The sequence below is a fragment of the Pseudoalteromonas sp. T1lg23B genome, from assembly GCF_002964665.1.
Classification (GTDB): Bacteria; Pseudomonadota; Gammaproteobacteria; order Enterobacterales; family Alteromonadaceae; genus Pseudoalteromonas.
In genome coordinates, this window is record NZ_PQBZ01000034.1 from 1207168 (window position 1) to 1222548 (window position 15381).

The following is a 15381-nucleotide window of genomic DNA, read 5'->3' on the forward strand; positions in this document are numbered from 1 at the left end:
TAAAGCGCTCTTCGTTACTCGTACTGTGCAAGCAATGCTATCAGTGCATCTTCGTCGAGCACATCGATACCCAACTCTTGCGCTTTGGTAAGCTTGGAGCCGGCCTTTTCACCAGCCACCAGCGCATGTGTGTTTTTAGATACACTGCCAGAGACTTTTGCGCCCAGCGCTTGTAATCGCGCCTTTGCATCATTTCTGTTTAGCTGGTTTAACGTTCCCGTCAATACATAGGTTAAACCCGCCAACGGCTGTTGCTGCTCAGATTTTTGCTCTATGTCTGGCCAGTTTAAGCCAACTTCCAATAGTGCGCTCACCACTTCTTGGTTATGTGGTTCGTTGAAAAACGCATGCAGGTGTTTAGCCACGATAACGCCAACGTCACTGACCTCTTGTAGAGCATCTATCGAGGCACTCATCACCTTTTCAAGGGTCAAAAAGTGATTTGCTAAATTCTGTGCCGTGGCTTCACCCACTTCGCGAATACCCAACGCATACAAGAACTTGGCTAACGTGGTTGTTTTCGCAGCTTCTAGAGCCTCCACAAGGTTTTTCGCTGACTTGGGTCCCATTCGCTCAAGAGATTCAAAGTGCCCTTGTTTTAACACGAATAAATCAGCGGGAGTGTGAACAAGCTCTCTATCCACCAATTGCTCGACGATTTTATCGCCCAGACCATCCACATCCAATGCTTTACGAGAGGCGAAGTGCTTAATTGCCTGTTTACGCTGTGCCTGACACACCAAACCACCGGTACAACGTGTGACGGCTTCGCCTTCGATACGCTCCACATGCGAGTCACACACCGGACACTGCTCTGGGAACTCAATGTCACGGGCATGCTCGGGGCGTCGGTCGATGACCACCTGTGTCACCTGAGGGATCACATCCCCCGCACGGCGTACAATCACGGTGTCACCAATTTTCACCCCCAAGCGGTCTATCTCATCTCGGTTATGTAGGGTGGCATTCGATACCGTCACACCACCAACAAACACCGGCTCAAGCCTTGCTACAGGCGTAATTGCCCCAGTTCTGCCCACCTGAAACTCAACATCTAACAGTTGCGTGATTTCTTCTTGGGCTGGAAATTTAAACGCAATCGCCCAACGTGGCGCTCGTGCCACAAAACCTAATTGTTCCTGATAGGCCTTATCATTGACTTTGATAACCACACCGTCGATTTCATAAGCCAGCTCACCACGACGTGTTAAAATATCTTTATAATATTCAAGTACCTGCTGTGTTCCCTCAACGAGGCGTGTCTCAGGACACATGGGGAAGCCCCACTCAGTAAGCTTCTTGAGTTGTGCATAGTGCTCATTAGGCAATTGCGCCCCCTGCACCACCCCCAGTGAGTAGGCATAAAACATCAAAGGCCGCTTAGCGGTAATTTTTGAGTCTAACTGTCGTAGGCTACCCGCCGCTGCATTACGTGGATTCGCGAAGGTCTTTTCACCTTTTGCTGCCGCAGTTTCATTTAACCGCGCAAACCCTGCGCTATCCATAAACACTTCACCACGCACTTCTAACTCTTGAGGAATATCCTCACCACGCAAGCGCAGTGGAATATTACGAATGGTTTTAACATTCTCGGTAATGTTTTCACCCACTTGGCCATCGCCTCGCGTCGCCGCCTGAACCAACACCCCATCACGGTATAAAATCGATACCGCCAAACCATCCAGCTTAGGTTCACAGCAAAACGCTAATTCTTGAGTACTTAATAAGCGCTCTTTGATGCGTCGATTAAATGCCGTAAATTCAGCCTCATCAAATGCGTTATCTAGCGACAGCATAGGTACTTGGTGCTGGACCTGCTCAAACTTACCCAGCGCTTCTCCGCCCACTTTTTGCGAAGGGGAGTCCGCAGTTAATAACTCAGGATGGGCCGTTTCAAGGGCAATAAGCTCACGCATTAGACGGTCATATTCGGCATCCGGCACCGTGGGGTTGTCCATCACATAATATTGGTAGTTATGTTCTTCCAACTGCGCCCTTAGGCTGAGGATTTGATTATTAATTGACTCTGACATTGGCACCTCTAAAACACAAAAGCCACGAACGCACTTCAAGGCTTCGTGGCTTAAAAAATAATGACTTATAAACAATAGGGATTATGAAAACTCACGTACCCTTTCAACATAGGCGCGTACGGTGTTGACACTCAAAGGCTCTCGGTTACTGTCTAAAACAGTTGCACCAAACTCATCGGCTAGCTTCTTGGCCGCACCATGTAACATGTTAAATGCCGCTAATCCATCGCCATCGCACGGCAACGTCATAAACAGGCTCACCCCTGCGGTGCTGAACTGTTCCATATTATCAATATCAAACGTTCCTGGATTAAACATATTTACCAATCTGAACAATACAGGGCCATTGCCCGATGGCTCAACATGGCGATTAAAAAAGCCTTCTTCTGAATATTTAAAGCCAAGGCTTAGTACCGACGGCAATAAACGAGAGCCAGCCATGGTCAACCCTTCTGGCATTTCGATGTGCAAAATAATAAAGTCTTGCGGCTCTTGTGCAGACGGAGCCTGCTTCTCGTCTACTTCATCATGATGAACCGCTTGTGGTTCATCGGCACTCGGATGTATCTCATTGTCATCTTCACGGTGAGGTTCTTCGTCCGTGGCAGCAAAGCTTAATTCTCCGATATGAGGTTCATCATCAAATGTCGCTTTGGCTGTGCTTGGCTCATCGCTAGGCTCTGCTTTGCTTGTTGGCTGCATAGATTCTTCGCCGCCTTTTTTGCGTACCGACCAAAGCCCATGGATCAACAGTCCACCAATCACCAACGCGCTGATCACAATTAGCGCCCATCTTAACTCTGTGGCCATCACTCACCTTTTTTATTATTACGCTTGTGCCATTTGCACTGCTTGTTCAATATCTACCGCAACCATACGCGAAACTCCAGGTTCTGCCATGGTTACCCCGGTCAACCGTCCAGCCATTTCCATGGCTATCTTGTTATGGCTAATATATATAAATTGCACCGTTTGCGACATTTCTTCAACCAGACGGCAAAACCGTCCAACGTTGGCATCATCAAGTGGCGCATCAACTTCATCGAGCATACAAAATGGTGCTGGATTCAGTCTAAATATAGAAAACACCAATGATAATGCGGTCAGCGCTTTTTCTCCACCACTTAACAGATGAATTGTCGAGTTTTTCTTACCCGGAGGCCTCGCCATGATAGAAACACCACTTTCAAGCAGGTCATCACTGGTTAATTCTAGGTACGCACTGCCGCCGCCAAACACTTTAGGGAACAACTCTGCTAAGTCTTCATTGACTTGATCAAACGTTGCTTTGAAGCGTGTTTTAGTTTCTCGGTCGATTTTCTTTATCGCCCCCTCAAGGGTGTCCAGCGCCGCTGTTAAGTCCGCTAATTGGGTATCTAAATATTCTTTTCTGTGTTTTGCCTGCTCAAACTCATCAATCGCAGCGAGGTTAACAGCACCCAACTCAGACAAACCTTGACTGACTTTGTTTAACTGCGCCTGATGCGTACCCTGCTGAGCATCATCACTGAGCTGCTGCAACACGCTTTTTAGGTTTTGTTGTAGCTCTTGCAAAGGCTCCAACGCAGCCTGAGCTTTGATCATTAAACCTTGTTCGTCCAGTTTGAGCTGTTGTAGTTGCTCGTTTAGTGCTTGTACTTCGGACTGCGCATTTTTCAAACTGGCTTGTTTTTCTTGCAGTTTAGTCTTTGCTTCTGTGAGCTGCTGCTGCAACCCTTCCAGCATTTTTTGCTGCTCTTCATGCGTTGCGAGTAGTTGCGCAATCTTTTCATCGGCTTCGGCCAGAGGCTCTTGCAACATCATCTGCTCTTCCAACAGTTCTTGTAGGCGAATTTGTCCTTGCTCAAGACTTTGTTGAAGATGCTCAGCCTTTGATTGGCTCAACTGCCAGTCGCTGTTAGCTTGTTGCTGTATAAGCTTAGCATCATGTAAGTGCTGCTGTGCCTTTTGTTTGGCGCTTGACGCAAGCTGCTGAGCCTGTTTGGCCTCGGTAAACTGCTGGGCAAAGCGCACGCTCTCTTGTTCAAGTTGCGCCAAGTGTTCATCACATTGCATTAACGCTTGCTGACAGGCCTGTTGTTTTTGCGCTTGTAACTCTTCTTGGGCTAATGTTTGTTGCTGTTGCTCTTTTAATACTCGCTTTTGCTCCTGCCATTGCTCGACTTGCACGTTGAGCATATCAATACGCGTTTGTGAACTGGCCATATCTTGAGCTAACTGGTGAATATGCTCTTTATTTTGCTGTTGAACATGTTCACTTTGTGCCAGTGCCTCATTAGTCTCACTGAGTTCATTTTGCACTTGCACTTGCTGGCGTTCAAGTTCGGGCTGTTGTAGCTCAAGTTCTCGCAACTTGGCGTGTTGTAATAGCACGCCACTTTCCTGCTGTGCTTCTTCTAGGCTCGCCCGCCAGTTTTTACCATACAAAGTACCTTGCATATCCACAGCCATGAGCCACTGACCATCTGGCTGATAGGATTGGCTGCCTTCAAGCAACTGAATGTCATTGAGTAGCGCTGGATAACAGCCTGAGTCTACCATTTTTGCTACGCTACCATCTCGTAGCTCACCGTCGAAAGGCCAAACCGCATTCTGGCTTTCACTTGAAGTGTGTTTCAGCTCTGTAAGCCCCATCAGTGCGCGTTCTACTACGCTTTCATACCCTGATTTCACGCGCAAAGAAGCCAAATAACTTTCTTCGTCGCTGGTGCTGTGCTTAGACAATACTTGAGTAAGGGCGTTAATGTTTGCAACGCAATTTGCGTAGTCTGATTGGCAACGTTGATAACGTTGCTGTAACTGCTGCTGTTGAGTTTGCAGCTGTATAACCTGTTCTGAGCACTCTTTGGCTTGCGACTGTAAGCGGGCCATACTTTGCGCTTTCTACTATAAGCTTGACGCTGTTGTGCCAATTCCGCCTCAGGGTTTTGCTGTTCAAGTTGTGCAAGTTGTTCTAAATTAGCCTGATATTTCTCCTGCTCATGGATCACAGACTGCTGCGCTTGAGATAAATTTTGCTGCGCTTGATGTTGCTGCTGCTGCGCTTGTGACTGCTGAGCTTGCAGTGTTTGCTGACGCGCTTCAAGTTCACTAAATGCTTCTAATAAAGATTGGTAGCTTTGCTCGCATTCTTGATATTGCGCTTCGTAAATAAGTACTTCTTCAGTACTTTGCTGCAATGTATCGTAATACTCTTCAACCCTTTGATTTTGCTCTACAAGTAAGTGTTCTGCTTCGCGATATGCTTGTTGTTGTTTATCTACCGCTTCTTGTAGCGCACGCAGTTTATCCACCAGATGAATTTTTTGCTGTTCGCTGCGTGTTAATTCGGTATGGGTCGCATGTATACTTTGTTGTTGAGCACTGACACCCTCGTTGATGTGGGTCACTTGCCCTTCCAGACTCGCCAAAATATCATCATGCCCGCCATGGGCATTGTTAAAAAAATCGAGCTCTTGTGTGAGCTTGGCAATTTGCTCAGACTTTTGCTGTTGCTTTTGATGTAACGTTTGCCACTTAAGTACCGCAAGCTCTCCCTTTAGAGTGCGCTCTTGTGCTTTTAAATTGCGGTAGGATTTTGCTTCTTCAGCTTGTAACGCTAATTTATCTAACTGCGCCTGTAACTCTTGTCGCATATCCAGCAAACGCTCTAAATTTTCTCGCGTACTTTTAATACGAGTTTGCGTTTCTCTGCGCCGTTCTTTGTACTTTGATACGCCAGCCGCCTCTTCAAGAAAGACTCTGAGTTCCTGCGGTTTACTTTCAATGAGCCGAGAGATCATGCCCTGCTCGATAATGGCATAGCTACGCGGGCCCAAGCCCGTACCTAAGAAGATATCGGTAATATCGCGCTTGCGACACTTGCTACCATTTAAAAAATACAGAGACTGACCATCTCTGGTAACCAAGCGCTTTATTGCAACTTGATTTCTGTCGGCCAAAGTACCGGGTAACTTTCCCGCCGCATTGTCAAAAACCAGCTCAACAGAGGCCTGTGAGATGGCTTTACGATTGGTAGAACCGTTAAAAATAACATCGGTCATCGCGTCGCCACGCAGATTTTTTGCTGAGCTTTCGCCCAGCACCCAACGCACCGCGTCAATCACATTGGATTTGCCGCAGCCATTGGGGCCGACCACACAGGTCATTGGATCTGGAAATGGGATCTTGGTAGGCTCTACAAAAGATTTAAAGCCCGCCAACTTGATACTGCTTAACCGCATATTGTTATTTTTATCCGCTACTTAAATGAAAGATAGCAAAGTGCACGATAAAAATTAACTACCACGCTTAATGTTATCCAAAATAATGCCCGTTGCCATCGCAACATTTAAAGACTCTGCCCCACCAAACGCTGGAATGGTAATGGGTGTATTAACATATTGACCGACTTCTTCACTAATGCCATGAGATTCACTGCCCATCACCAAGACGCCTTTGGCCTCAAAATGAGTGCTGTGAACACTTTGCCCATCTAGATAGGCACCATAAATTGCGCCATCATAGTGCGCTAAAAACTCGACCAAGTTGGTGCGCACTACATTGACTCGCACAAACGATCCCATCGTGGCGCTGATCACTTTTGGATTAAGATGATCTGCGCACTCCTCACTGACCACGATTTGTTTAAATCCATACCAATCAGCGACGCGAATGATAGTGCCTAGGTTACCTGGGTCTGATACACCATCAAGCGCTAAAATCATGCCAGAGTTATCAATAGGCTGTGAGTCTGGAAATTTTACCACCGCAATGGCAGCATTGTTGCTGGTTAGCGTACTGGCCTTAGTTAAACTGTCGCTATCAGCCTCAATAACGTTGACGCCCCCGAGCTGTGACTGATATTGGGCTATAAACTCAGCGCTGGCGAACAACTGCTCGGCTGGTATATTTGCAGCCAACAACTCCAAGACATTCTTTTCCCCTTGTACCAAATACAAGCCGTGTTGTTTGCGATATTTTTTCTGCGCTAGCGCACGCAAGAGTTTTAGTTGATTTTTAGAGATCATAACAGCCCCGATAAATGAACATCGAATTATACCTGAGGCTGTGAAGATTGCGAGAGCTCAGCGCCACATCTACTTTTTAACAACACTTGATGGCTTACGCTTTTACATGCCAAGAAAAAGAGCGACCTATCTCAAGCTCTTAGCGCTTTTAAACTCACAGTAAGCAGCAACAAAAAAATAAAAATTTTATTGACCCCAAAACAGCAACAAACAACCCAAAAAGACGAAATGCTATAAATAGACAACACATTAGAAACTGTTTAATTAATCGAAACAATATAGAAAAGCTGTCACAAAAACGCCATTGACTTAATAAAATCAACACGTTACCTTCGCTTGGAATTTTTAAAAGGAGAATTAATTATGAAAAAGACCAGTATCGCTATTATTTTATCAACATTGGCATTTTCTTCATTCGCAAACGCGGCAGCTTTAGATGTCAGTATCACTGAAAAGCCACGCCCAGGTGTACCTCAAGCAAGATGGACAGATGTGTATGTCGGTGAGCACGGCACAGGCAATGCAAAGTTTGATTACACTATTTCAAACTATACTGTGTCGTTCAATTGGGTAACTAACGAAGGTGTTAGTGGCGGCTGTAACATTTATTATGATGTAAACAGAGATAGCTCAACTGATTTCACATATCAAACAGCTAAAAGAAGATATAACAACACGAAACAAATATTAATGAACCTAAAAGCAGGTGATCATTTATTTATTCAATCTGGCTTCAACAGCAACACAGCACCATGTGAAGTAACTTTAAAGCATAAAATCGGTTATTAATTTACACACTAAAAAAGCGAGGCTCATGGCCTCGCTTTTTATTCTCTGTTAGTTTCCAATAACTCTATCTATAAATTATCTAAAAGTAACAGTCACTTCTTCAGAACAGATGTTTTCACCAACACAAATCTTATAAACATACTGATCTTGTGTGGCCTGACGAATGAAGTCACGGTATGTGCCTGTATTGTCGGTAGTATCTATTTTCACACCATCACGATATACATCGACTGTGTCAGATGTCGCACCTTGATATGAAAGCTCGATACGCGCGTAGTCAAGTCGTGTTTTGTTAGCACGCTTCACTTTGAGCTCAAGTGCCGCATCAGCAACCGTTACAGACTGAACGAGTGTATTTGTTCTGCCACCTTCATCAGTTACACTAAGCGATACCTCATACGTCCCCGCTGCAGCATAGGAATGCATAGGGTTTTGCTCGGCAGACGTGTTACCGTCACCGAAGTCCCAAGCCCAGCTTACAATGTCGTTATTCGCATCTGTGCTGCTGTCAGTGAAGGATACATTTAACATATCCGCCGCATAGCTAAACCCAGCAACAGGGTCTGCTGGTGCAACATCACCTAAGCCAGTTAATGTCAGTGACCATTGATTCAACGTGCCCACATCTTGCGCATAAGTATCTTCCACTCGTAATACCCAATCACCCGCTGCCACTTCGCCATTGAATGCATCTGATGCAAATGATTGATTAATATCATCAGCACTGCCACCGGCTTGATTGTGTAATACTGCAGTTGTACCCGAAGGAGAAGTTAAGCTCACAATCAAATCACCAATATAAGTATGGGTGATATCTAAGAAAGTGCTTGAACCAAAGATAGTAACCTCATCCGCAACCGTGATCACAGAAGTAATGCCTGTTGGGTCGTTATCTGGGATATCTGCACTGGTATCATTGCTGTAGTTAAACTCACTTAGACCTTGAGGATAAACGTATACCGACACTGACTTAGTTTCTACCAATTCACCACTGGTTGCTGTCACTGTGAATGTATAACTACCCCATTGTGTATCTTCAGATGTAGGTACTGTAAGCGCAAAGCTTTGTCCTGGTTGAACGATGTCCGTAGACAACACCGCACCGGGTAACTCACTCTCAACTGTTAACGCAACCTCACCGGTCCAATCTGCGACTGATAACACGTCGAAATTGTAATTTGCGCTTTCACCAGCTGTGATATCTTGCGATACAGGTGTCGCAGAGAGCCTAAATCCAGGTTCTGGATCGGCAGCCTCCAGTGCGTTAGCCACATTTAAGCGTTTGCCTGAAACGACTTTACCATTGAGCGCGGCATTATCATCACCTGAGTCCATCAATACCGCTTTTAGCTCTGCGGTTGTAAGCGTTGGATTAACTGACAGAGCTAACGCAGCTGCACCGGCAACATGTGGTGTTGCCATAGATGTACCTGAATAAGAAGAATAGCCGCCCCCTGGTACTGTCGATAAGATAGCTGAACCTGGCGCACCTAAATCAACACTGGTTAGGCCCCACTGTGAGAAGCTAGACATAGCATCGGTGTGAGTAGTACTTGCTACTGCCAATACAGATTCATGCTCATAACTTGATGGATAGTGTGGTGATGCATCATTATCTACCGCGCTATTACCCGCCGCCGCAACAAATAAAATACCTGCTTCTTCAGAAGCCGTGAGTGCATCGGCCAATGCTTGGCTAAAGCCACCACCACCCCAGCTATTGTTTGAAATGCGAACATCAACACCCGCTTCACGCAAACCAACTAGATAATCGATACACTTGATAGCGTCAGATGTCGAACCACTGCCAGAGGCATCTAAGAATTTACAACCGACAATCGAAACTTCATGGTTTACACCCACTACACCAGTGCCATCATTACCTACCGCACCAATGGTACCAGAGACGTGTGTTCCGTGGCCTTGATCATCCATAGGATCACCTGCACCCGTGATGGCATTAATGCCATGAACGTCATCAATATAGCCGTTGCCATCGTTATCAATTCCATCTCCAGCAATTTCATTTGGGTTAATCCACATGTTCGCTGCAAGGTCTGGGTGAGTGTGATCAACACCCGTATCGATCACACCAACAATAACATCGCGACTACCAACTGAGATATCCCATGCTTCCGGTGCATCGATGTCGGCATCCGCCGTACCACCTGTTTGACCTGTGTTGTGTAAACCCCAAAGCTCGTCGAATCGTGCATCGTCAGGAATACCCATAACGCTCACTTTATAATCTGGTTCAGCGTATTCAACAGCTGGATGCTTGTTTAGCATGGCAATAGCTTCTTTATGTGAACGCTTTTTATCTAGTTTAAATTTGGCTAGACGGCCTTGTAAAACAAAGCGATAGGTATCATCAATTTCATCGTTATTCAGATCAGATATTTTTGCTGCGACTAGTTTTCGCGCCGCAACACGCTGCTCTTTGGTTGACTCTTTTTTGTAAACAACAATAAGCGCATCTTCAGCCGCCGTGATCGATGGCTGCGTGTCCATTGAAATTGTCGCCTGAGATAGACAAGGGATAAGTGCAAGTGTTAAAGCAGATAATTTTAATTTCATTGTTGGGATCCATAATAAGTTACAGTCGCTCAGCCTTGGCATTTGCCAAAATGCTCAGCATCATCTGTAGCCTCAATAAATGAGCCTACGGTTCATGAATTCCCACTTATCTAATAAGTAACGGTGAGTACTGAGAATACTCATATGAAATACTTCGTACGCACATTACAAAGTACTCAAAACATAAATTAAGCAACCTAATCAGAAAACACCAAAAATAACGGTTCTGCAAGTACTTAGTCATAAAATCACAAAAACAGGTTAAAAACACAAAACAAAACATAAAATTAACAATAATGTATTATTACAATGCTTGTTTCGCGAATAACGACTCACACTTTTTTGTTGGATTTAAATCTAAAAACACAAATAAAAAAATAACCACTTGATTTAAATCAATTAATATTTCATTAAAATTTCGTATTTCTTATTTGGGGACACTTCTCTAATGTGAGGTACAAGGTTTGAGAATGAAGCAAAAGTGAAACAAAATGCTAACAAAAGAAAAGACCTGTTACTTAGCCAAAGCGCACATCTATCGTCGCGCCCTAAGCGTACTTGCAGCTTTTTTTCTTTATAGCCCGTTAAGCTTAGCAGACACTCCAGACCTAGTAGAGTCCCCCTTATCTTTGAGTATAAGCCCGTCGTTGTCGGTACATGCACAGTTACAAGCAACGATTAAGCAAAACGGAACATTAAATAAAGCAACGATAAATCAAATAGGCGACGACATAAACTTGGTGTCTCTTGTGCAATTGGGTTCAAACAATTTGGCCGATATAACACAAGCCGGCGCCAACAACAGCGTTAACTTAGTTCAATATGGCGATAACAATTTTACCTCCATAGTGCAGCAAGGTGACGCCAATATCGTCAATCTAACGCAACTTGGTGAGCAATCTTTGCTGATCCATCAGCTTGGTAGTGACATGGTGCTCAACATTAGCGTTACAAAATAAAAACGATTAACGAAGGAAACTATCATGCTTAAAAAGTCTCTCCTTACCTGTGCCATAGCAATGGCATTAGGTTATGGTAATGCTGCACTCGCAGCAGAGCAAACCAGCAAGAACACTCAAAGCGCGATTCAATCAGACTTTATGGTGGGTGCGCAGCACAATCGCGCTGAAATCACTCAAAACTCATCAGGTGGTTCAGCCGTTGGTAATGAAATCAACCTGACCCAAGGTGGGGAAACAAACGGCGCCCAGCTATCTGTTACAGGTGATGCGAACAGGCTCACCAGCGAACAAACTGGCAATCGCAATCTACAACTCACTGAAGTGAATGGATTAGACAACCAAATTAGCAACTACCAATCAGGTAATGATGCAAAAACCCAACTAGCCGTGACTGGAGACGCCAACATGGTTTCTCTTTCACAAACTGGTAATGCTGGGCTAGGTGAAATTGCCAATGAAGTGAAAATCAAAGCACAAGGCGATGCCAACAGTATAAATATAAATCAAGGCTCAGGTGGACATTGGGCTTATATCAATGATCTTCAAGGTCATAATAACGAGATAACCATAGAGCAAGACGGCGAATGGAACGAAGCGAGAATTGTTGAGGCCGTCGGCGATGGCAATGAGTTTGAAGTCGAGCAAACTGGTTTTTGGAACATCGCAGACATCAATGAGCTGACTGGCAATGACAATACGCTCAAAGTTAAACAAGATGGCGACCAAAACAACTTTCAAGTGGACTTGCTCAATGGCGACGACAACCGTTTGAGCACAGAACAATACGGAAACAACAGCGCAATCGCCTTTGCCGTTGTTGAAGGTGAAGACAATAATCTGATTGTGCAACAACGTGGCGACGATAACAGCTTTACCAGTGGCCTAATCGTTGGTAGCGACAACCATTTGAATGGTCAACAAAGCGGCAATGAGAATACACTTGAAGTGGACATGGTTGGCAATGACAACTCTTTCACATCATTACAAATGGGCAGTTTGAACACCGCTTATATGGGTGTGATTGGGGATGATAACCAGTTCACCAATACACAACTTGGCGATGGTAATGAGAGCCACTTAGCTAACTTCAATGGGTCTGACAACGTGTTTAGTATCGGTCAAGTTGGCGATGCTAACCATGCAATGATACAAACCTCTCACCCTGATACTAGTTTAGCGACTTCATCAAATGACATTGCACTTAATCAAATTGGTAACGAAAACGATACCAGTGTCACGCTTAGTAGCGAAACCAGCAGCCAAAATAACACCCTTGACTTGGTTCAAGAAGGCAACCTTAATGCCATTGATCTTATGTTAGAAGGCTCAAATAACAGCATTGATATTGCCCAAACGGGAGATATGAACATGGTTGTTGGAGTCGATCAAGGGGCATTTGTGGTCGCTGGCAATGATTTGAGTTTAAATATTACTCAGACAGGTACAGGCAACCTGGTTGAAGGGGGTATGTCACAACTCAATGGCGATGTGTCTGTCACTCAAATTGGTGACTACAACACCACCACAATTGTACAACAATGATTCTCCATCCTAATGGGAGTGGCGATTAATGCGCCCTCCTTTTTTACTTCATTCATTGTGTAATCAAGCAGTTTGGCGATGTCGCCATTTTTTATGCGAGCAGTGAGTTCTATGCACAAGATCATAAAAATTTTGGGAATAATTGCCTTTATCAGCACGAGTTTCAGTGCTAAAACCGAAGATATTAGTGGCTTTTTGTTAGATCAAAGTATCAGCCGCTCAGGCCATGAGTTTTATCGTCAACTCAGTATTTTATGGCGTGACATCCCTTCTACAGCAGGTGCTACAGTTACCATAAAAGAAGCCTTGTTACCAAAAGCAGGCACGATTTTAACGGTAGAACTTAATCACCAGACTGTTTACACCACCTATTTGGGACGACGCCTCTCCCCCATAGATGAACAAGTGGAGCAAGCAGCACTTATTCTTATCAAGGTACTTGCCAGTAATAACTTCAGCAAGTTTAGTGATGACTTATCAAGCAGTGGTCTTTAACTATGAAAAAATACATACTCTTAATGTTGGCTTGTTGCCAGCCCAGCTACGCCAGTGAACTGGTTTACACTCCTATCAATCCAAGTTTTGGTGGCAACCCTCTCAATGCCAACATGTTGATGAACAAGGCGCAGGCACAAAACAAACACAAAGCACATGTTGAACCCAAAAGCTATGCGGAAAAAATGCAAGAATCTCTAGAGCGGGCCTATATCAACAGAATCGTACGGGAAGTGACCGATCTGGCTTTTGGCGAAAGCTCAGACGACAATGTGTTTGGACAAGACTCAATCTTCACCAGTGGTGATTATCAAATTCAATTACTTACCAGCAACGCTGACAGTATTACCATCCAGATCACTCATCTTATTTCCGGAGAAGTGACGACAATTGAAATCCCGAGGTTTGGCTAATGAAGAAACGACACCTCACCTTTACGGGTTTAATATATTTACTTTTAGCTGGCTGTAGCCACATCAGTAAAACCTTGCCACCACAGACCTCTTTGGCACAAACCCTAGAGCAAACAGAAACTTTTTCGCAGCTAAAGTCGCTACCAAAGCCAATGGGCAGCATTCCTGTTTCTGTCTACTCATTCCGTGATCAAACGGGGCAATACAAGCCCATAGCCAATGTTAGCTCGTTCTCTACAGCGGTAACTCAGGGCGCTTCAGCTATCTTAGTACAAGCCCTAAGTGAAACCGACTGGTTTGTTCCTGTTGAGCGAGAAGGTTTGCAAAATATTCTCACTGAGCGAAAAATTATCCGGGCGGCACAAGAGAATGATAACAATAACAATCAACTCCCCCCACTCACCACGGCTAAGATTATTCTTGAAGGGGGAATTATTAGCTACGACTCAAACACCAAAACTGGTGGTTTAGGTGCCGAATATTTTGGTATTGGCCTGTCTGAGCTGTATCGCGAAGATGTGATTTCAATCTATATGCGCGCTGTTGATGTGCGCTCTGGGGTAGTATTAACCTCCGTCGCCACGACCAAAAAAGTGTTAAGCGTAGAAATGCGCGCGGGCTTCTTCAGATATGTGAGCTACAAACGCCTGGCCGAAGCTGAAGGCGGATATTCCGACAATGAACCTATGCACATCTGCGTCAAACAAGCCATAGAAAAGGCATTGGTAGACCTTATCAAAAGCGGTATAGAAAAAGGCCTATGGTCAGCCAAAAGCACTACTCAGAATAAGAGCGAGTCAACGCATCCGGGAAAAACTGCCTAGCCCAGTTGAGTAACTCAATACGGTTTCTTGACTTAGTCTTACGAAATGCGCTGTACAAGTGCGTTTTCACTGTGTGATCGCTAATATGTAATTTGTTGGCGATCTCTTTATTTTGCGCGCCTTCGGCTATCAGTTTAACAATGGTTTTTTCTCTTTTGGTTAAGTTAAAAGAACTATCGTCCTGTTTTAGGGTTGTCGTTGGCGTATTAAAAATAGCGTGATCCACCAATAACTCTGAAAAGGTGCTGCTGATAATACTACGTCTAAACCATAGCTCTCCGTCTTTGACAGCCTTGATACCTTTGAGTTTGATGTCAGGCTCATCCTTAGCATATATCACGCCCTTAACCCCCGAAAGCAACGCTCTACGCTCGTCAACCTGACCATCTATTGCATTGAATAGCACCAGTGACTTTCTTTTCGCCAATACCGCCATATCAAACGAAAAGACTTCTTCACAGGTGAATCCAGTCAAATCAACAAAGACCAATTGTTCATCGGGCAATGCGACGAATGACTTCTCGCAACGCACAATGTTGCATGGCAGTTGCAAAAGCTTGAGTAAGCTCTTGATACACTCTAGACTGTGTTCCTCTCCCCCTTGTAAGATTCGGGTGACGATTGTGGCTTTACAATTCACTTTGACCATGTTCAATCCTACTATACCTAGTGACAAACCCCATTTGTGCCTGTCTTGTTCCCATGAATCTTCAAGCTACACAAAATCCGCTTATATG

The 15381-nt window shown here is 44.7% G+C and carries 12 protein-coding genes and 1 pseudogene; 6 read left to right on the top strand and 7 right to left on the bottom strand.

Annotation, left to right across the window (positions count from 1 at the left end; genetic code table 11):
• Positions 1-14 precede the first annotated feature (14 nt).
• From ligA to C2M32_RS14020, 5 genes and pseudogenes are all read right to left on the bottom strand, one after another.
• Positions 15-2033, bottom strand: coding sequence for an NAD-dependent DNA ligase LigA (gene ligA, locus C2M32_RS14005; RefSeq protein WP_105168949.1), 2019 nt, complete (start codon positions 2031-2033; stop codon positions 15-17).
• Between the two features lie 81 nt (positions 2034-2114).
• Positions 2115-2843: a cell division protein ZipA gene (zipA, locus tag C2M32_RS14010; RefSeq protein WP_105168950.1), complete on the bottom strand. Its 729-nt coding sequence runs from the start codon at positions 2841-2843 to the stop codon at positions 2115-2117.
• Between the two features lie 18 nt (positions 2844-2861).
• Positions 2862-3896: pseudogene (locus tag C2M32_RS21160) on the bottom strand (chromosome segregation SMC family protein); the annotation flags it as partial.
• Positions 3897-4702: 806 nt separating this feature from the next.
• Positions 4703-6256 (bottom strand): chromosome segregation SMC family protein, encoded by a 1554-nt coding sequence (locus tag C2M32_RS21165; RefSeq protein ID WP_442792708.1) that lies wholly within the window; start codon positions 6254-6256, stop codon positions 4703-4705.
• Positions 6257-6310: 54 nt separating this feature from the next.
• Positions 6311-7042, bottom strand: a complete 732-nt coding sequence (locus C2M32_RS14020; RefSeq protein WP_105168951.1) for a TrmH family RNA methyltransferase — start codon at positions 7040-7042, stop codon at positions 6311-6313.
• Between the two features lie 363 nt (positions 7043-7405).
• Here C2M32_RS14020 and C2M32_RS14025 point away from each other — a divergent pair, with 363 nt between their 5' ends.
• Positions 7406-7831 carry a hypothetical protein gene (locus C2M32_RS14025; protein ID WP_105168952.1) on the top strand — a complete coding sequence of 142 codons (426 nt, stop codon included), beginning with the start codon at positions 7406-7408 and terminating at the stop codon, positions 7829-7831.
• A 75-nt stretch (positions 7832-7906) separates the two neighbouring features.
• Here C2M32_RS14025 and C2M32_RS14030 read toward each other — a convergent pair whose 3' ends face one another.
• A complete protein-coding gene (locus tag C2M32_RS14030) occupies positions 7907-10408 on the bottom strand; it encodes a S8 family serine peptidase (RefSeq protein ID WP_105168953.1) in 2502 nt (833 codons plus the stop codon).
• Positions 10409-10899: 491 nt separating this feature from the next.
• On the opposite strand from C2M32_RS14030, the gene C2M32_RS14035 reads away from it, so the two are divergent.
• The 5 genes from C2M32_RS14035 to C2M32_RS14055 all read left to right on the top strand — a co-directional run bounded on the left by C2M32_RS14035 (position 10900) and on the right by C2M32_RS14055 (position 14644).
• A complete protein-coding gene (locus C2M32_RS14035) occupies positions 10900-11367 on the top strand; it encodes a curlin subunit CsgB (protein WP_105168954.1) in 468 nt (155 codons plus the stop codon).
• A 24-nt stretch (positions 11368-11391) separates the two neighbouring features.
• Entirely contained in the window at positions 11392-12912 is a 1521-nt protein-coding gene (locus tag C2M32_RS14040; RefSeq protein ID WP_105168955.1) for a curlin, read from the top strand.
• Positions 12913-13023: 111 nt separating this feature from the next.
• Positions 13024-13407, top strand: a complete 384-nt coding sequence (locus C2M32_RS14045; RefSeq protein ID WP_105169310.1) for a CsgE family curli-type amyloid fiber assembly protein — start codon at positions 13024-13026, stop codon at positions 13405-13407.
• A 2-nt stretch (positions 13408-13409) separates the two neighbouring features.
• On the top strand, positions 13410-13820 hold the full coding sequence (locus C2M32_RS14050) for a curli assembly protein CsgF (RefSeq protein ID WP_105168956.1): 411 nt from the start codon (positions 13410-13412) through the stop codon (positions 13818-13820).
• The gene (locus tag C2M32_RS14055; protein ID WP_105168957.1) at positions 13820-14644 is read left to right on the top strand and encodes a CsgG/HfaB family protein; all 825 of its coding nucleotides are present in this window, start codon (positions 13820-13822) and stop codon (positions 14642-14644) included. Before C2M32_RS14050 ends, C2M32_RS14055 begins: the two co-directional genes overlap by 1 nt.
• Here the strand turns inward: C2M32_RS14055 and C2M32_RS14060 are convergent.
• Positions 14598-15293, bottom strand: coding sequence for a helix-turn-helix transcriptional regulator (locus tag C2M32_RS14060; RefSeq protein WP_105168958.1), 696 nt, complete (start codon positions 15291-15293; stop codon positions 14598-14600). The two genes, C2M32_RS14055 and C2M32_RS14060, sit on opposite strands and share 47 nt — an antisense overlap.
• Positions 15294-15381: the final 88 nt, after the last annotated feature.